Raw genomic sequence first — 20,948 nt, forward strand, 5'->3', positions numbered from 1 at the left:
TTTTAGATTAAAAGTCTAATTGTACTCCAAGTCTAAGAATGGAGCTCACTGGGTATGTACCTCTATCAATACCTCTTGTACTTAAACCATTATTCCCTACTTCTGGGTCATAACCCGTATATTTTGTAATGGTAATTGGGTTTTGAGCCGATGTATACACACGTAATCTGTTGATACCTGACTCCTTTAATACATTTTTTGGAATCGTGTATCCTACTGTAATATTTCTCAAACGAACGAAAGAACCATCCTCTAACCAGAAATCTGTTTGCCCCCTGTAGTTTTCGTGAGAATCTCCTCTATTCACAGGAATTGTAGAAGTTGGATTTTGAGGACTCCATTGGTAAATCAAATCTCTATGATTCGATTTTTTATAAGTATACGCTTTCGAACCATTTAAAATTTCCGCTCCAAAAGATCCGTACCATTGCATTGAGAAATCAAAATGCTTGTAATTTGCATTAAAATTCCAACCAATTTCATAATCCGGAGTACCACTTCCTGCAAACTGTCTATCATTTACATCTAAAACACCATCATTATTAAAATCAACGTATTTTAAATCTCCAGCTTGAGCTGTTGGTTGAATCTTCCTGTAATCTTCTAAATCCTCCGGTTGCACAATCCCATCCGTTTTGATCAAAAAGAATGCTCCAGCAACATACCCTTCTTTTAGAAAAGAAACTAAATCCTCACCTTGACCAACAGTTGACACCTGACTATTTGCCAACGGCATTTCCGGATTCGTTGGACTCATTCTAGTTACAACATTGGTATTTCTAGTATAAGTCAAGCCAGTTTTAATTGTCATTTTACCTCTATGAGTATAATTAACAGCTAACTCTGTACCTTTATTCACCATATCTCCAACATTAGAAACTAACTGAGAAAACTGTCCAGTACCAACACCTTGAGAAGGAGGCAACACAGTAGGGAACAACATATCTCTTTTATCTGCTTTATAAAAGTCTCCTGTTATTTGTAGTGCATTTCTGAAAAAACTCATATCAAACCCGATATTAGTTGAAGTAGAAGTTTCCCATTTTACATCCGCATTTGCGTACGCTCGCTGAATAATTCCAGGAGTATATGCTTCTGTACCTCCCGTACCAAACACATAATCTTGATCTAAATGTAAAGCTCCCGAATATGTATAATCAGCTATACCTTGATTTCCTGTAGTTCCCCTACTAGCTCTTAACTTAAAAGAGTTGATTGATCTCTTAACTGGTGCCCAAAAATTCTCTTCAGCCACATTCCAACCAACAGATACTGAAGGAAACGTTCCCCAGTGTTCTTTCTGAAATCTTGAAGATCCATCACGTCTTACACTAGCACTTAATAAATACTTTCCGTCGTAATTATATTGGAAACGACCTAAATAACCCACCAAAGTATTTGTTTTATCCTGATTCCATTGACCGGTTCCCGAACCTGCATTCGCATTTGGATCGGTAGCACCATTCAAAACGGTTATATTATTATCTGCTATATCCAGCTTTTCTCCGTAAAATTGAGCCGAAAAGAAAGACTCTCTAGAATAAACTCCCAACAACTTAAACTGATGCTTTCCCAACCTTTTATTATAGTTTATAATATTTTCTAAAGAATAATTTTTTCTTCTTCCAGCAGTATTTCGGATTTTAGATCTTTCAGTTGGAACCTCTTCTCCTTCAAAATCGTAAGCAACATATTTAGGGTTTATTGTAATTCTTGTGCTATTTGCATACAGCACACCAACCCTTGCCGTAAATTTAAAGTCTTTCGTAAAGTTATAAGCAACTCTTAAATTTGCATCAAAAGTATTCGTTTCAGAATCATCTTCTTGAATTAACTTTCTACCCAAAAAAGTTAAATTTTCAGCTTCACTTCCGCTTGTTGATCCTGCATCATCTAAATTATTTGAATCTAATGACAATTCAGGCTGTGATGCATTATAACTATTAGCATCTAATATCAATCCCCAAGGAGCATGCTTTCTATCCTCTGTTCTAAACCCTGCTACAGTGGAAATATTCCATTTACCTTTCTTAAACTGAGTATTTTGTCTTAAGTTCAATCTTTTGTATCCTGATTTAATGATAACACCCTCTTGATCAAAATAATTTCCCGTAAAACTATAAACTAATCCATTTTGACCACCTGAAACTCGAATACTATGATTTTTGATTGGAGCATAATTATTTTCAACCAAATCGAATAAATTCGTGTTGTTTGTCATTTGATGCGGACCTGTTTCCATTCTTGTCCAAGTATTACCATAGGTCTTTCCTTGCAATGCAGTAGAACTTAAAAAATCAACATACAATCTGTCTTGATTGTTTAACAATGGTACTCCAGATGTAATACTCTGAACTCCATAATAAGTACTGAAGGACATTTTCATTGTTCCTTCCTCTCCTTTTTTTGTGGTAATCAAAATAACTCCAGCAGCTCCCCTAGTACCATAAATTGCAGCGGAAGCATCATCTTTCAAAACATCTATACTTTCAATCTCTTCAACACTCAACTTAGGATCTCCTTCATATGGTATACCATCTACAACATACAAAGGTGTATTACTACCATATACGGAAGAAATTCCACGAATAACAATATTAGCTTCAGCTCCTGGATCTCCTGAACTCGCTTGAACATTTACCCCTGCAATTTGTCCTTGTAAGGCTGATGCAACATCGGCCGTTGCAGAAACCTCAATCGCAGCTGCTTCAACTTTTACAACCGCCCCTGTAATCTCTTTTTTCTTTTGAGTACCATACCCAACTACTACCACCTCTTCTAAGGTAGATACATCTTGCTTTAAAACAACATTTAATGCTTTAGCAGTTGTTGCCTTTACCTCTTGAGTAACAAAACCCATATAGCTAAATACAATGATTTCTCCATCGGATGCTTTCAATTCAAAATTTCCATCAAAATCTGATGTTGCCCCTCTTGAAGTTCCTTTTACGACAATCCCCACTCCAGGAAGAGGTTCCCCTTCACTTGAAACAGTTCCTTTTACAATTTGTGTTTGCGCTTGTATATCAAAGCAACACGTTAGCAAGAGAATGCCTAAAAGAAGAAACCTAATTTTAGGTTTGGTTATACTCTTCTTTCTAAAATTTAATTTCATAATTATTCTGGTTTAAATTAGATATACAAATCAAATAATTTCTTTCCATAGATCTGAAAAACTAGACTTGATGAATACTTGATATAGACAAAAACAACCGTCTAAAAACTAAACACAAACTCAACACTCTCCGTTTTCACCCCCTTTAAAAGTTAGGATTCCAATTAAATCTGAACAAATCAAAACTCACAAAAAGCAAAAAGGCACCTGTCAAATTAGTTGACAGGTGCCTTTTATAAAAAGTCTTTGTTTCTCTTAGAATTTATTTATAAAATCAACTAAATTCACGTTCCTATCCAAACCTAATTTCTTCCTTACCCTATGTCTTGATGAATGAGAGCTCTCAACTGAAATTCCTAACAAGGTTGCCATTTTTTTGCTCGAAAAATTCAATTTCAGCAAAGCACAAACTTTCAAATCTGTAGGCCCTAAATCAGGGAATTCTGCTTTTAAGTTTTTATAAAAATCCTGATTTATAGCGACAAACCTTGCTTCAAACTCTGCCCAATTATTATTAGGATCACGCTGAATTGTCTTTACCTTATTCTTTAATTTCTGAACATCCACTTTATCATTGGATAGCTTTAGTTCTGAAGCAATCTCAGAAACAAACTCTTCTTTCTCTATTAATTGCAAAGCAGAAAGTGTAAGTTCCTTGTTTTTAACTTCTAGAATACTATTTTTAGCATCTAGTTCAATCCTTTGCTTATCTTTTAGCGCTTTTTTCTCAGCTTTATGTTTAAAGCGAATCCCCTTAATAATTAAAAAAGCACTTAACAATATAAAAACCAAGCTAACAATTAAAACTAACTGTTTTAACTTATTGATGCTAGATTCTTGCTGCAAAATCATTAATTCATCTTCTTTGGATTTTAAAAGTTGTTTTTCCTTTTCAATCCTATACTCATCCTTAATATTCAAGAACTGAGCATTTTTTTCAAAATTCGCTCCATAATCTTGCTTATCTAATTTACTAGATTTTGCTAAATACTGATATGCTTTTTCAAACTTTTTTTGTTTTAGAGCCAAAATCGACAATCTTATATAATTCAAACTCTTATAGTTATGATGACTATTATAATCTTCTATCAACTTTAAGGAGGTTAAATAACTGTTTGAACTTTCCGCATATCTGCCTGATTCTTCAAGCGCGCGACCCAATAAATGAGTAGAAATAACACTATATCTCTCATTGTACTGGTTTTTTAAAACATCAATCTCAATAAATGTTTCAATAGCTTCTGCATATTTCTTCTTTTTAAGAAGTAAACTTCCTTTTTCTACTTCTAAAAAATAATCTTTTTTATTCGGATAAATAGCTTTATACATTGCATAACTGCTATCAAGATATTTCTCAGCCATATCAATTCTACCTGAACTTCTATATACATTGAAATAAGCATGATAAATAGATTTCACACTATTAAAAGGTACCTTTTTCTCTTTATAAGCTTGAACCATTATATTCCTTGCGAAATCTAAATGTTCTAACGCAGTTTCCTTTTTTCCATATATATTGTAAAGCACTGCCAATTCTTGACGAATACGTGCAGCCCACACCATATTGTTCACTGATTCAGCCAAACGTAAACCAGTCCAACAATAATCATAAGCACTACTATAATCAGAAATATGTTTGTGATAATAGGCATTCGCAAATACCGCCTTTATCATTCCTAATGTATCCTTTTGCTCTAATTGATAGTTGTAACTTTTATCGTAATAAAAACCAGTGCTGTCCATTTTAGAAGTTCTTAACGCAACAGCTTTATCAAAAAATTTATCTTTGTTTTTTAACGACTGACTTATCACTGAAAAACTTGTAAGACTCAAAAACAAGATAAAAAATAACTCTTTCTTCATAATTCAAAATTAACATCTCTTTCAAAAATACAAAGATTGTTTTGTTATCAAAAAAAACTAGCAACAAAACATAGACACAAAAATAAAACTCAAAACACTCAAAAACAGCACCTTAAAATACATTTTGGAATATTGTCTAGTTTATGTCGGAATATTTAATTTTTAACACGAGTTCTAATCAAGTCTAAAAACGCATATTTCCCCCATTAAGAAATTAAATTTGTGCGTAATTATAACAGCTGATTTTCTGACGCAAATAAGAAAATTAATTGATATTATATTATATTGCTTGCTAGTTTTAGGTTAAATATTGTTCAGCAGTTCGTATAGAAGTAGGCAATGAAGAATTTCAAATTAAATTAGTACATAATTAGAAAATCTATAGGAACTAAAAAAAGCCCTTTCTGTGGTTAGAAAGGGCTTTGTTTTTTTTTATAATTTAGGGATGATTTTTTTGGGGATATTTATTTTCTTATCATCCGCCCCTAATGCAAATTCTGATTTATGGTATTCATTTTGCTTAGTCCAATTACTCTCTATCCTTCCGTCACCTAAGGTAATATTTCCTAATTTTTTTCTAAACCAATCTGCTAATTTGATATACTCTTTATCATTAGCAACATTGTTCCTTTCTTTGGGATCTATTCTTAAATCATACAAAGCCATTTCTACATCCTTTCTAGGGGCTTTGATTCCCCACATAACATTTACGTTCGGTTTTTGTTTATTACTCGCCTTTGCATTACTCTCTCTATTTCTCATAGAAAATGAAAAATTCTTAGTTCTGATAAATGCTCTTGGTCCTGCAACATGATTAAACTCGCCTAGAACATAGTCCCTCTTTAGATTTTTATTTTTTAACACCTCTGCCAAATCATAACCATCTAAAAAATCATATTCTTCCATTGAAAGATCTGTTCCACCAGCAGCAATTACAGTTGGCATGATATCAACATATTCTGTAAAACCAGTATATACATCACCTGCTTTAAATTTTTCACTTTCTGAAGAAACTACAATTGCCGTGGTATGGTTTGACAGTTCCCATGGCGAAAATTTAGCTTCAATCCCTTGCTCTCCCAATTGCCATCCATGATCTCCACAAACATAAAATATCAAATACTCCCTTTCATTCGCTTTCGAGTATTCTTTAAAAGCTTTAATAGATTTTCCTATTTGATCATCGCCATAAGCGCAAAAAGCATAATAGTCTCTAATTGCCTGTTGCTTTTCATCATAGGTAAGATCATCAATTTTCATCTTATCATATATTTTTTTCAACTGAGCAGGTAACTTTGAGACTTCCCTCTTATCAAATTCCGGAATTTCATAAATCTTTCCCTTAAAGCGATCTCTAAACTCCTTGGGTGGCATTACAGGTGTATGAGGAAAATGATAACTCAAGCTTACAAATACAGGAGTATTAGAATCTGCCCCCTTCATTGATTTACCCACAGGCGACTCATACAATTGATTTTTATTATTCAAATAATCTAAAAATTCTCTAGTAATATTTCCATCTAAAGTCTTATCACCTGGCATAGAATTGACTCCACCTATAATAAGTTCTGGATTACTACGAGTGTAAGCATATAAAATATCTAATTCCTTCTCGATTTCTCTTTTATTTTTTTTATCATTCTTTGTTAGTTTTTCACCCCTTGGAAAAGATTTATGAGTGCCATTCGGATAATAAAAATTTACACGAGAACCAAGTTTCTTATACTTGCCATTAACCTGCCCCCACTCCGTACTGTTATCCCAATCTGTTGTATTTTTATTTTTTCTCAATTCAGTACTTGAAACATACTGCTGGTAAAAATTGGTTTCTCCTCTAACAGCTTTTGGTGTCCAATTAAAAATATAATACCCCTTTTTACCAAACATTGCCGTTTGATAACCATTATCTGCCATCACTTGAGGCATTGTTTTATTGAAAAAATCGGTTTGATTATGTGTTTTTTCGAATCCATAAATCCCCGAATGATGCGGGTATTTCCCTGTTATAATACTTCCTCTTGATGGAGCACACGCAGGTGAATTACAATAAAAATTTGTAAAAACGGTACCTTCTTTCGCAAGGGCATCTAAATTTGGAGATTCTACATACCCCAATGGACTATTTTTTTTTCCTGTTGTAATTTCATTAAAATATCCATTAGAATCCATTCTTTGATCATCTGTAACAATCCACAGAATATTAGGTTTTGTCTTATTTTGTGCCGCTGTTTTATAAACCCCTACACAAATCACCATGACCACTATGCATAAGAAATGTTGATAATTTTTATTCATTTTTTACTTATTAGAATTGTTGTTTTTCTTACCCTTTAAATGCTTGTTCTTTTTTGCACGTTTTTTTTCTAGTTTTAACTTTTCTGCATCATCTAATATTTTTTTATGTTTATCCGATAATTCACCATGTTGAGCAGAATCAAATTTATCAAATTTAGGAAGTATTCTTACCAACCGGTCTTTTTCTGCTCTCAGCTCGGGACTCACCTGATTCCAATCTGTGATTTTAGGAAAACTTATTAAATCAGAAGGAATTTCACCAACATCATACCAATTATTATTTCCATCTTTTAAAAGATGTTCTCCTCGTATCAATTGTAAATTTGCCTTGTAAGCATATAAATAAGCTCTATGCTGTAATTGTTTAGTAGTTAAGTAAGGTACTAAACTTTCACCATTTACCTCATAGTCCTTAGGAAATTTGAACCCGCCAATTTCAGCGATTGTAGGTAATACATCTGCTAAACTCACTAAAGCATCTTGAGCTCCTTTTTTAGTAAATTTTAAACCTGGCCCATATACAATAAACGGAACATGAGTTCCTTTTTGACTTACAGGACTATTTTTCCCATAATAACCAGATCCATTATCTGCACAAAAAATTATAATCGTATTATCTAAAACATCTAGTTTCTTTAATTTTTTCAAATACAACCACATTTGATAGTCTAAATAATTTACATGATGGTGCATCCCCAGGTCCGTTATGGTCCCATGTGTATCGTAAACCCCTTTGTCTCCGGTCACTTTTGGAGTTGTTCTAATATACTTATTTTTTTTCCATTTAAGCTTTGGTGTACCTGGCCATTTTAGTTTTGTTGTTGGATGCAAAAAATCAAATGCATTATGACCCAAATGAGTCGTATGATACACAAAGAACGGCTTCTTTGCTTCCACTTTTCTCTCCATAAAATCAAAAATAAACTCCAACTCTATATCTGGCCCATAAGTATGAGCTCCATAATTTTTCTTTGAAGCCTTCGTATTTGGCCACCATTCATATTTTTCTGACGTGGATGGATGATTCATCAACAGTACATAAGGTTTAAAGTACCAGCTTGGCTGTGCCCATGTATTCTCCGCTTTCAACCCCGTATCAAGATTCACATCCATTCTTTTTCCATTCAATTTTTGAACTTCAATTACAAAATCAGAGTAAGGATTTTTCATTTTTAAACTAGATTCTCCGGGAGTAAAAACACCTTCATCAAAACCATGTAATCCTAAGTCTCCACTTCGCATTTGGGTTTTACCAGACCACATCGTTGCGTACCCTGCTTTTTGGGCAACGTGACCAATCTCCAAAGGTGATGTTTCATAAAACGGAATCACCTCCATCTTCCCTTCTTTACTTGTATACTGACCTAAGCTATGGTTCCCCCACCATTTATGTAAATGCGCATACCTTCCTGTCATCATCATCGCTCTACTAGGAGAACATACAACATCCGCCCAAGCAGATTTAAAATATATTCCTTCTTCTGCCATTTTATCTAATACTGGGGTAAAAGCTCTATATTTTTTATCCTGAGTATCTCCTCCTTCGGGTTTACTCCATGTATCAGATTTATAAATTGGAAACTCTCTGGCACTAATGTCATCTGCCAACACTACAATAATATTTGGTTTTTCTTTCATCTGGCCCAAAACACTAAATGAAATTAAAACTAACCACAAAACACTTTTTTTCATCATACTAATTCTCTTTATCAACTACACTTCGGAAACGTTTCCGTTACCCTTAAACTAAAAAAAACTGTAATTTATAATTACAGTTTTTTTTAAAATTATTACTTATGCTTATTCTTCAATTTCTTATTTGCTTTTAAAGATTTCTGTTTTTCTCTCTTCAAATCTTCTAACTTTTTCAACTTTTTTTTGTCTTTTTCTGTTAACGGACCGTTTTTAGCAATATCGAACGTATTGAATCTTGGTAATACGGACTCTAGTTTTTCTTTTTCTGATTTTAGACCTGAAGATTCGTTTTGCCATTTTTTTATTTCCCTATAACTTATCAAATCGTTTGGTGTCTCACTTACATCATACCATCTATTTCTTCCATCCTTCATCAAATTTGATCCTCTTATTATCTGCATATTATCCTTATAACCATACACCCAAGACCTATGTTCTTTTTTGTTCGTTGTTAAAAATGGCCAAAAAGATTCTCCATTAATTTCGTAATCCTCTGGTAACGAAACACCACCAATATCGGCTATGGTAGGTAATACATCTGACAAATTAAACAACACATCTTGCTCTCCTTTTTTAGTAAAATTCATTCCAGGAGCGTACACTATAAATGGCACATGCGTCCCTTTTTGAAGGTCAGGACTATTTTTTCCATAACCACTTGTACCATTATCCGCACAAAATATCAATATGGTATTGTCCTCTATCTTTAGATCTTTTAACTTTTTTAAATAAAGAGACAATTGATAATCTAAATAATTAATATGATTATGAATCCCCGATTCTGTTACAGTACCATGTTTGTCAAATACTCCATTTTTACCTGTTATTTTTGGTGTCATTCTCTTATATTTTCCATTCTTCCACTCTACCTTTGGTGTTCCTGGCCATTTGTTTTTTTCTGTTGGGTTTAGAAAGTCATAAGCATCATGTCCGAGGTGTGAGGTGTGATACACAAAAAAGGGTTCTTCATTTTTAGTTTTTCTCTCCATAAAATCAAGAATAAAATCCAATTCTACATCCGGACCATAAGTCGATAACCCGTAGTTCTTTTTGGACTTATTAGTATTTGGCCACCATTCAAATTGTTCCTTTGCTGTGGGATGATTCATTAGCATTACATGAGGCTTCCAATACCAGCTTGATTGATCATATGTCGCTACTTTATTTCCTGTATTATTGTTGAGTTGAACTTTTTTTCCTTCCACTTTCTTCGTTTGTACTCGAAAATCAGTATATGGATTTTCCATAGCCAAACTAGACTCTCCTGGTGTAAAAACTCCTTCATCAAAACCGAACAACTCTAATCTTTTATTTCTCATTTGTGTTTTACCAGACCAAAAGGTGGCATAACCAGCAGCCTTAGCGACATGACCAATAGTATATTCTGAACTTGCATACAAAGGATAAGATTCCAATTTTCCTTCAGGAGAAGAATATTTACCAATATTTTTGTTTCCCCACCACTTGTGTAAATGTGCATACCTTCCTGTCATCATCATTGCTCTACTTGGAGAACAAACAACAGCTGCCCATGCTGTTTTTATATAGACACCATCTTTTGCTAATTGATCTATTATAGGAGTAGTTGCACGAAACTTTACATCTTGCGTGTTACCACCATTAGGTGGACTCCAGGTATCCGATTTATAAATCGGAAGTTCTCGAGCGCTAATATCATCAGCCAAAACAACGATAATATTAGGCATCTTTTTTTTCTGAGCATTCACAACACAAAAAACAAACAAAAAACTAATAATCAACGACTTAAAAACTATTTCTCTCATAATTATTGGGTATAAAAAACCCGCAATTTTTCCAATAAGTTAAAGTTGCGGGTCGTATTTTTCTAATTAATCTACATGTGCATCCACAGCTCCTCCAATGGCAGTTTCTTTATATCCTTCCATCTTGATTTTAAAAGAATGAGCAAATTTCGAACTTAACTTTTTAGGAGACTGGATTACCAATCCTCTTGAATCTCTAGTCCACTGTAATTTCTCCGTACTTCCCAACAATTCCACAGATTCAATTTTAGAGTTTAAAACACCAATATCCGTAGATAATGTTTTAATGACAATCTCCTCCTGTGGTGTATCCATTACAATAGCATAAAACTCCTTATCTCCTTTTTTCGTGAAACGAATATCCTGATTCGTATATGCAATTTTATGTTTTTCAACTTTATGTCCTCCTTCAGGTAATCTTGTAGGCCCCTCTCCAAAAACAGTCCAAGGACGGGTACCGTAGATAGCATCTCCATTTACAGCAAGCCAATCTCCCATATCGACCAAAAGATCTTTCATTTCTTGAGGTATCGACGCATCTGGATTTGGTGGCACATTCAACAACATAAGACCATTTTTTGAAACAATATCAACTAAAATATCCACCAACTCATTCGATGTTGTAAATTTCGCATTCGGTCTATAAAACCATGCTCCTGGAGAAGTATCCGTTAACCATACTTGCTCTTTTGGTTGATTTGGACGACCTCTTTCAAAATCTTTCACTGCTGTTTCTTCTGGAAATGTAGTTTCTTTATAACAAACAACAACTTCCTTACCCCATTTCAATCCCTTATTATAATAATAAGCCAAAAACTTTTGACGTAATTCTTCATCTAAGTTTTCTAACCACCAATCAAACCATAATACATCTGGTTCATACACATCAATAAATTCCTTTAACTTAGCCCACCATGCATCATTAAAATCCTTATCAGGTGTATCTGAATCTAATGGATGTGGATTGGTATACAAATCATAATCTTCAGGATCAATTCCTCCATGTTTATGAGAGCCCGCAAAATACTGCCATGTAAAAGCATGATGAAAAGACCCCATGAATTTCATACCTCTAGATTCTATTTCTTTTTTCAATTCAGCTGAAGGATCATAACCTCCATAATTCATAGAATTCCATCTTGTAGATTTGGCATCCCACATTGCAAAATTATCATGATGCATAGCAACAGGTCCGGCAAATTTAGCCCCAGAAATCTTAAACAACTCCGCCCACTCTTTTGCATCAAAAGCTGAAGGATCAAACTCTTCTATAATTTGCTTGTATCCATGCTCCGCAACAGGTCCATATTTCTGAACATGATGCGTATAATTCGTAGAAGGCTTCCCGTTTTTAGAAGGTACAATTTTACCATCTACGTACATCTTCATTCCATGCCAACCAGCATACCACTTTGTCGGGTCAGCTCCCACAAAAGCAGAAGAAACTGGTCCGTAATGTGTATAAATTCCAAATTTAGCATCCTGAAACCACTCTGGTGCTTGATTTACTTGAGATAAAGACTCCCAGTTTTCTTTGTATTTTTTCTTTTTCTGTGCAACCACTTCATTCTGAAAACAAAATGATGCCGTTACAGCAATAGCCATTAAGGTTTTATTAAACTTTATCATATTTAATATTTTTTATTTATTTATCGATTTTAACTGTTGTACCGCTGTTTTTAATCCTTTGGAAATCACTTTCACTTCAATAGCACCCGGTTTCTCCGTTGTTTTTATAATTCCTAGGCATTTTCCATTAAATGCTTTTCTTTTTGATGACTGAAAAGAAGTATGATTCATGTTATCTCCATTTCCAGTTGCGATTAAGGTAGCTTCTCCATTAATTAAAAACTCAATGGTATTATCTGCTTTTGGAACTACATTTCCATCTTTATCAAGAATGGTGCATTCTATATAAGCCAAATCTCTTCCATTTGCATCTAACGTAGTTTTTCGAACGAAGACTTCAATTTTATTTGCCTTGCCAGCAGTGTGGATGGTTTTCTCTGCTACTTTTTTCCCTGAATTACGAGCAACCGCATGAAGAGAACCTGGTGTATATATTACTTTCCATGATTGATATTCTACACCGTTCGTATCATTTTTTTGAATTCCAAGAGATTTCCCATCCTGAAACAACTCTACTTCCTCCGCATTTGTATAAGCATAAACAGTCACTTCCTTGCCTTCCATACCATCTAAATTCCAATGAGGAAAAATATGAACCATCGGTTTAGATGTCCATTGAGATTGATAAAAATAATAGCCATCTTTAGGAAATCCACATAAATCTATTGGAGCAAATGACGAGGATCTTGCCGGCCATCCAAAAGGAATTACTTCACCTAAATAGTCCCAACCAGTCCATATAAATTGCCCCATGATATTATCTCTATTCTTAATATCTCTCCAGGCATCCATTCCTCTTTCTCCTAAAAGCTGTCTTTTTTCTACCCATTCATAGGCATCATCAAACTCATAACCTAATTTATCCCACCAAGCCTTTTTTTGATCGCCATACAAGTAGGTTCCTCTTGGATAATAAGATTGTGCAGAAGCACATTCTGTAACGATCCCCATGGCATCTGGAGCAATGCGATCCTCTCTAATAAGACCATTTTCTTTTATATAATTATATCCTCTAATGTCACTTGTAGCCGCCGCTCCTTCACTTGGCCAAGCATCCCATCCATAACCAATCAATCCATTTGTAACTGGGCGATAATCTAGCCCATGTACAATTTTAATCAATCTATTTGCAATAGGAATACCTTCATCTCTTTTCATCTGGTCTATTTCATTACCAATACTCCATATAACAACAGAAGGATGATTTCTATCTCTCAACACAAAATCCGTTAAATCTTTATCTGCCCATTCCTTAAAAATCTCAGCATAATATTTTACCGGAATACGTGTTTTCTTACCATTTTGAACTGTTGCAGGATTTTTAACTACTTCCCATTCATCAAACATTTCATTCATCACCATGAATCCCATCTCATCACAGATATCCAAAAACTCAGTTGAAAACGGATTGTGTGAGGTCCTTACTGCATTACATCCCATTTCTCGTAAAACTTCTAACTGACGTTCAATAGTCCTTCTATAAATTGCAGAGCCTAAAGGTCCACCTGCGTGATGTAAACAAACTCCTTTCAATTTAGTTCTGACTCCGTTGATAGAAAACCCTTTGTCTTTATCATAACCCAAAGTTCTAATTCCGGTTCTAGTATGCTCTTCACCTATCAATTGTCCACCTTTATACAATTGAACTTTCACATCATATAAATTAGGAGCACTCGGTGACCATAATTTAGGATTGACCACCTCAAGTTGGATCTGAACCTTTGTTTTCTGAGAAGCTTCAATGGCAACGATTTGCTCCTTAACAGTAACTTTCTTATCATCTTTTAAAACTGATACAACCGCTTTAATTTCTTCTGAAATCCCAGATTCATTTTTTATTTCAAAATCTGTATTTACTATTGCTAGCTCATCAGTTATCTTGGGTGTTGTTACATACAAACTCCAATTTGGAATATATGTTCTATTCGTTATTTTTAAGGTAACATCTCTATACAATCCAGTCCCTGAATACCATCTGTGGCCAGGTTGCTCAGAATTATCAAGTGTTACCGCGATAACATTTTCTCCTCCAAAATTGATATAGGGTGTTAAGTCGTATTCAAAACCAATATATCCCAATGGACGATACCCGACTTTAACGCCATTTATATAGACCACAGAATTACGATAAGCTCCATCAAAATAGACAAATACTTTCTGCGAATTTTTATTAGCATTGACAACAAAGCTTTTTCTATACATACACTTACCCGTAGGCAACCATCCTCCTCTAGAAAAGGAAGGGTTCTTCTTTGAAAACTCACCCTTTATACTCATATCGTGTGGAACTGTGACATTTTCCCAAGAAGTGTCATCAAAAGCAACTTCTGTTGCTCCCTTCACATCACCTTTAGAAAACTTCCACCCTTTGTTAAAAGGAATTTCTTTGGGTTCATCTAATTTATCCGCGCAAGAAACAAAGCAAATAGAAGTAATACAAAAAGTCACTACCTGTAGCAACACGAGTTTTAGCCTATGGAATTTAATTTTCATTTTTAATCTATTTCAGTATAGCTACAAATTTAAAAGAGGCGTATATATTCGCCTTGTTCAAATGTCTAAGAGATTAGAACGAATGGCTTTTTAAAACATTTATTATCTACATTTTGTCTATATACAGCCCTATTCTCCCTTTACAAATAGGCTTTACAAAAATAATGGCCACTTATAAAGTGACCATTTGTTCTATTTAATTTAATAACCTTAATCATTCCAGTGTGCATCAATCACTTTTTGAATATGAGGATATTTAGCACCATCCTCTTCATTCAACTCTTTACGTTTTGCTACTAGCTGCTCTTTCAAATTGGCAATAACATCTTTGTAAGCTGGATCAGCATAGGCGTTATTCATTTCTTTAGGATCTTTTGTCAAGTCATAAAATTCCCAAGCCGCTGGGGTATGAAGTGTAAATCGATTTCCCCAACTTTTTTTATTCCATTCTGCATCAGGATTATCAGTATCAACCCAATACTTCCCATAAAAGAAGATCAACTTATATTGCTTAGTTCTGATACCAAAATGAGCAGGATTTGCATGTGCATGAGCCATGTGCATCCAATACCTGTAATAGGTAGATTGCTGCCATCCTTTTGGCTCCTCTCCTGTTTCTAAAATATGTTTGAAACTATGACCTTGCATTTCTTTTGGTGGAGTACCTCCAGCCATTTCAATCAACGTTGGTGCAAAATCTGTATTATTAATGATAGCATCCGTTCTTAAACCTGCTTTTATTTTTTCAGGATACCTTACAAAAAAGGGCATACGCATTGCTTCGTCATACATCCATCTTTTATCAATATAATCATGCTCACCTAACATAAACCCTTGATCTCCAGTATACACAATAATTGTATTATCATACAAGCCTTCTTCTTTTAAATAGGAAATTAAACGAGCTACGTTATCATCTACTCCTTTCACGCAACGTAAATAACGTTTTAAGTATTCTTGGTAAGTTGCATGAGTATAAGCATCACCTTCCAACTCATCTGCTTGGTGACGATCAAAATCTGGATTATTCTTTTTACTATAACAATCACTCCACATACGCATTCCCATATTTCGAATTGTATTTCTTTTCGAAACAGAAGACCCCACTACAGATAATAATTCTCCATTTTCACCACGCGTCGCAATAGAACCATTATTTGCATTATCATACAAACTTGCAGGCTCAGGAATCTCAACATCTGCTAAATAATCTTTATATCTAGGTGCAAATTCAAAATCATCATGAGGTGCTTTGTATTGATGAAACAAAATAAAGGGTTTGTTTTTATCTCTTTTATTCTTTAACCAATCCAAAGAAATATCAGTTACGATATCTGAACTATGCCCTTTGTACATTTTACCTTCATAAGCAAGGTCCTTTTCTTCCGTAAAATGCATCCCTGTTTCAGTTAAATACGGATCAAAATAAGAACCTTGTTGCCCATGCTTGGTAAATACATTATAATAATCAAAATTAGGTTCTACTTTCAAATGCCATTTCCCAATCATTGCAGTTTGATACCCTAATTTCTTCATTTCAATAGGTAAATACTGATGCTCTTTTGGCAATTTTCCCTCAAGATCTAACACACCATTTGCTTGACTATGTTGACCCGATAAAATTGCAGCTCTACTTGGAGTACAAATAGAATTATTCACAAAACAATTGTCAAATATAATTCCTTCTTTCGCTATTTGGTCTAATGTCGGAGTTGGATTCAATTTTGCCAGTCTACTGCCATAAATCCCAAACCCTTGGGTTGTATGATCATCTGACATGATGTAAATAATGTTGGGTTTCTTTTGTTCTATTTTCGAAGGTGTCTTAGCACATGAAAACAACGAAAGAATCCCTAAAGAAGCAATAACAATTTTAGAAGTCATTTTATTTTTAGTTTAAATATTAGATGGTAAAAATGCAATTTATCTATAAGGACGAACGCAACATATGTCTCTTTCTTAGGAATAAACTGCCAGATGTACTAGATTATAACTTGACGAACGAAAAAAAAGCCTATAAATTCTCATTTATAGGCTTTCTTTATCTCAATTTTTCTTTACTAAGGTCTTACATCTTTCTTGTAAATTTCAAAATCGTCATAATACACTGTAAACACTGATCCGCTAGTAGGAACAGGTTGAATTCGTATACCAACATTGAAATAATCGGCTGTAATTTCCTTCTCAACTACAATATGCTCCCAGATACCTGCCGTTGCAGTATCCCATCTAGGAGTTACCGCTGTAGAACCTACAGCTTTATTAAGCCATATTTTGTCTCCATGAACCGCATCAAGTGTAGCACCTGGAACAATATACCTATAATAACTAACCACATAAGTTGACCCATTTTCATAGGTTACATCTGAACCTGACTCTAATCTAGGTTTCTCTGTGGTAAGTTTTGCACTTTGAGTACCTCCATTAGCTTGCTCTGTTGAAAATCCAACTGTCGCACCAGCTCCACTTGCGCCTTCTACCCAATAGTCACCAAAAGTTCCTTCAAACCCAGAGTCAGTTAATTGTTGATCAAAATAAGGCACAATAGTTATGGCCGCAAAATCTGTTAGGGAACCGTTTCCAACGGAACGAATATCACTCGGACCTGTAAAACTAACTGTAATCACGTCATCCTGATACATAGAATCACTCATATCTAACCCCAATACATTTGGAAACTCTGTATTTACAGCTATTGCATCAATAGGAAATGGGACTCCATTTAGCATCACTTCGAAACCAGCAGTTGGATTGGACGATCCTGCTATACTTGCCGGATCAATATCTTGATCAAATGCTATAGCAATTAAATCATCCGATGTTTCTATAATATCCCCAATCTGCATTACAGGTGTTGGCACATACACATCAATTTCTTCATCTGTAAACCCTTGCAAAGGTCTTTCATCCAATGTAACAACAAATTCAGAAGCTCCATCATAAGACATAAATGCCATTCCCACTTCTGACGGATCTAACGGCGTATCTAACCTTACCTCTAACGCCTTATTATTCGTTTCATGTCTATACACTGAAAAAACAGGTCTATCAACACCGTTCACAGAAACACTAAAATGGTCTCCAATATTTTCTGAAAATTCAGCTAAATTATCATTTAACAATACTCTAATTATATCATCATCTTGTTCTACGATATTTGATACTTCAAAAATCGCATCAGAAGGATTTACTTTAAAAATAACTGGCATTTCGTAAACTGCATTTGCAGCATTCAAGGTTTCAGTTCTTTCACGTCTCACCGTTAATCTTCCTCTGAAAGCTCCTATGGCTTTATTAAAAGTAATGGTGTCAATGTTACGTCCTTCATGAGCTCCACCAGGCACCAACTCTAAAGGGTCATAAGTTGTACTACTATTAAAAATTGTTTCTTCATCCTCTTCATTTTCTTCAATCGTAAAAACTCTCCATACGGTTTGTTCGGGACGAGAATTATTATCTTCCAACAAGGCACTTCTATCATCAAATATCAGTTTATCGCCAAAATCCACAGTGATTGTATCAATAGCTTCAAAATCAATATCAACACCATTGATATCTCTCATTTCCATTTCAGGACGGATGGTATCATACACATCTACTAATAACTCAACCTCTGCAATCCATTTATCTCCAATCCTAATTGTTCTGATGGTATCATTTATAAAACCACCTGTTCCACTATTTCCTCCTGTAGGATCCCATAGTCCTGGATATATAAAAGAAGTAGAATCTGCAAACTCATTACGCAGTTTAATGATGGTATTTGAATCTCCTTTTTTAAACAATACATGAACTGTTTTATCCGTACTGATTGTATCTCCTGCATTTATGATATATTCATCATGATTTGGCAAATTAGCAGGAATTGGTCCCCTTAGAAAATAACAGTTATCCGGAATCTCCCAATAATGCGCTGTTGCACCTGCAGATAAGTCCATAAAAGACAAATAATTATTCACCTCTCCTTGATCTGCGGTACTACCATTTGTTGTAGTAAACACCAAATCGGTAAAATCTTCTGGTTGTTCCCATTCATTTCCTAAACATCCCACTAAAAGTAGCAGCAGTAGAAATGATTTAATTAATATTTTAATTGTTTTCATTTTTCAATATTTTAGTTTTAACTAATAAGTAATATCACGATGAAACTACTCTACAACATTCCAGTTTAAATTACCATTAATTTCGTCTTGTGGTATTGGCAAATAAGAATGAAACTCAGGGTTATAATTTGTTGAACCGATAAATGCATCTCTTAAATGTGCTTCCTGCGCTTTAAATCCACTTGCTGGAAAATATGGTACTTCACCTGTAGGAACCACATAACACCTCCATCTTTTAGGATGGTCACCATTTAAATCTGCAGCATAATGATACGCATCATACTCATATTTAGCTAATTCAGTCAATCTATTTCCTAATTCTCCCCAACGTCTTAAGTTTACTGGTCTATTTCCTTCTAACGCCAATTCCAAAGGTCTTTCTACAAACATTAAATGCTTTTTAACATTTTCCAAGGTTACAGCATTTGTAGGACTATCTCCTCCCAAGTTGATATTATCAACATAAGTTGTCTCTGCATTATTAAACTCTGCACCAGGATCTGTTGCGTTTCCAATTAAAGAAACATGAGAACGTTTTCTTACTCTATTGATATATTTTAATCCTTCATAAACATCCCCTTTTTCAAGCATACACTCTGCATAGTACAAGTAGATTTCCGCCAATCTAATTACAGGGATATTAATTCCTGATTTATTAAATGTTGGTTCGTTTTGGTTCTTTTCTTCTCCATACCCATCTCCAACAGTATACCAATTTGTGAATTTTTTCCATCTCACCGGACAATTCTTGTTCATAGGTGTTGCATTCACATGTTGACCGTAGTTCGCGGCAGTTACCCCATACATAGGTTCATCCGGATCATCCACTTGACATACAGAGTTCCCCATCCTTGAAGAATACATTCTCAAACGAGTATCGGCAGGTTCTGGATCAACTAACTCACCTTTATCGTACACATAATTTGGAACTTGATTTGCAGGATCTGCTGGATCTACTGGATCATTTCTATATAATAACCCCATCCATGTTGTTGGCTGAATGTTTCCATTACCGTTTCCTAATTGACTTGATATATTTTGAGTAACAGCCTCTTCATCCGTAGCTAAAATATTTTGATCCATAGAATAATTTACCTCAAAAATAGACTCATTATTAAATTCGTTTACTCCAGTAAAAACTTGATTTAAATTTTCTGCCAATTCATAACCGTAGTTTGACATTACGTTCATAAGCAATGGCTCAGCACTTGCAAAATCATTATCATACATATAAGCTCTTGCTAAAAATGCCTCACAAGCCCCACCTGTGATACGACCAATGTTAGAATCCCCTAAATCACCCCAAGCGGCATAGGTTGCAGGCAAGTTTTCTAATCCATAAGTCAAATCAGCAATTAAAAAATCACGTACATCTTCCTTTTTCGAAAATGCTTTATGCAAATCTTCCAAAGTTTTTGGAACTGTTTCAAATACAGGTACAGAACCAAAATTAAAAGAGCTATATAATTCTAAATAAAAATAACCTCTTAAAGCTCTTGCTTGTGTGTAAATCAGCTGTCCTTTTAATTTCGCATCAGCAGTTTCATACGTAGGAACCAAATTATTATATGCATCAATTACCTGATTCACTCTAAACACCCCTTGATACAATGCATTCCATTTATCCTGCACCTCTCTAGTTGTTTGGTCAAATGTTTGACTTGACATCGGTGTATTGGTCAATTTTACTCTAAAATTAGTCGGTACTGCCACATCAGCTCTAGTAGGTTCAAATAATATCCCTAAGATATTTCTATTTTTTAAGGTACTATATGCTGCTGTAAGACCAACATTCAAGTCATTATTATCCTGCCAAAAGCTTAAGGTTGTTATGGCATTTGGATTAATTTGCTCCAAATCATCTGTACAAGATTCAAGAGAGATCAACCCTAAAAACGCAAGGGTCATTTTAACCATAAAAACTCTCCCGAATTTCAATGTTTTATGTGTATTTTGTTGTTTTTTCATTTT

10 protein-coding genes are annotated in these 20,948 nt (G+C 34.5%); all 10 read right to left on the minus strand.

Annotated elements, in window-relative coordinates; all coding sequences use genetic code 11:
* Nucleotides 1-7 precede the first annotated feature (7 nt).
* The 10 genes from AC2DZ0_RS06670 to AC2DZ0_RS06715 all read right to left on the minus strand — a co-directional run bounded on the left by AC2DZ0_RS06670 (nt 8) and on the right by AC2DZ0_RS06715 (nt 20,945).
* The gene (locus tag AC2DZ0_RS06670; RefSeq protein ID WP_484644492.1) at nt 8-3,115 is read right to left on the minus strand and encodes a SusC/RagA family TonB-linked outer membrane protein; all 3,108 of its coding nucleotides are present in this window, start codon (nt 3,113-3,115) and stop codon (nt 8-10) included.
* A gap of 255 nt (nt 3,116-3,370) precedes the next feature.
* Nucleotides 3,371-4,978: a helix-turn-helix transcriptional regulator gene (locus tag AC2DZ0_RS06675; protein WP_484644493.1), complete on the minus strand. Its 1,608-nt coding sequence runs from the start codon at nt 4,976-4,978 to the stop codon at nt 3,371-3,373.
* Between the two features lie 432 nt (nt 4,979-5,410).
* The gene (locus tag AC2DZ0_RS06680; protein WP_484644495.1) at nt 5,411-7,273 is read right to left on the minus strand and encodes a sulfatase-like hydrolase/transferase; all 1,863 of its coding nucleotides are present in this window, start codon (nt 7,271-7,273) and stop codon (nt 5,411-5,413) included.
* 3 nt (nt 7,274-7,276) lie between these two features.
* Nucleotides 7,277-8,968 (minus strand): sulfatase-like hydrolase/transferase, encoded by a 1,692-nt coding sequence (locus tag AC2DZ0_RS06685; RefSeq protein WP_484644497.1) that lies wholly within the window; start codon nt 8,966-8,968, stop codon nt 7,277-7,279.
* A 95-nt stretch (nt 8,969-9,063) separates the two neighbouring features.
* Complete coding sequence (locus tag AC2DZ0_RS06690; protein WP_484644498.1) at nt 9,064-10,752, minus strand: sulfatase-like hydrolase/transferase; 1,689 nt, start codon at nt 10,750-10,752, stop codon at nt 9,064-9,066.
* Nucleotides 10,753-10,818: 66 nt separating this feature from the next.
* Complete coding sequence (locus tag AC2DZ0_RS06695) at nt 10,819-12,381, minus strand: alpha-L-fucosidase (protein ID WP_484644499.1); 1,563 nt, start codon at nt 12,379-12,381, stop codon at nt 10,819-10,821.
* 12 nt (nt 12,382-12,393) lie between these two features.
* Nucleotides 12,394-14,874 carry a glycoside hydrolase family 2 TIM barrel-domain containing protein gene (locus tag AC2DZ0_RS06700; RefSeq protein ID WP_484644501.1) on the minus strand — a complete coding sequence of 827 codons (2,481 nt, stop codon included), beginning with the start codon at nt 14,872-14,874 and terminating at the stop codon, nt 12,394-12,396.
* Nucleotides 14,875-15,084: 210 nt separating this feature from the next.
* Entirely contained in the window at nt 15,085-16,758 is a 1,674-nt protein-coding gene (locus AC2DZ0_RS06705) for a sulfatase family protein (RefSeq protein ID WP_484644503.1), read from the minus strand.
* Nucleotides 16,759-16,934: 176 nt separating this feature from the next.
* Nucleotides 16,935-18,977 (minus strand): hypothetical protein, encoded by a 2,043-nt coding sequence (locus tag AC2DZ0_RS06710; protein WP_484644504.1) that lies wholly within the window; start codon nt 18,975-18,977, stop codon nt 16,935-16,937.
* 45 nt (nt 18,978-19,022) lie between these two features.
* Complete coding sequence (locus AC2DZ0_RS06715) at nt 19,023-20,945, minus strand: RagB/SusD family nutrient uptake outer membrane protein (RefSeq protein WP_484644505.1); 1,923 nt, start codon at nt 20,943-20,945, stop codon at nt 19,023-19,025.
* Nucleotides 20,946-20,948: the final 3 nt, after the last annotated feature.

This window comes from Flavicella sp. IMCC45668, from assembly GCF_057219105.1.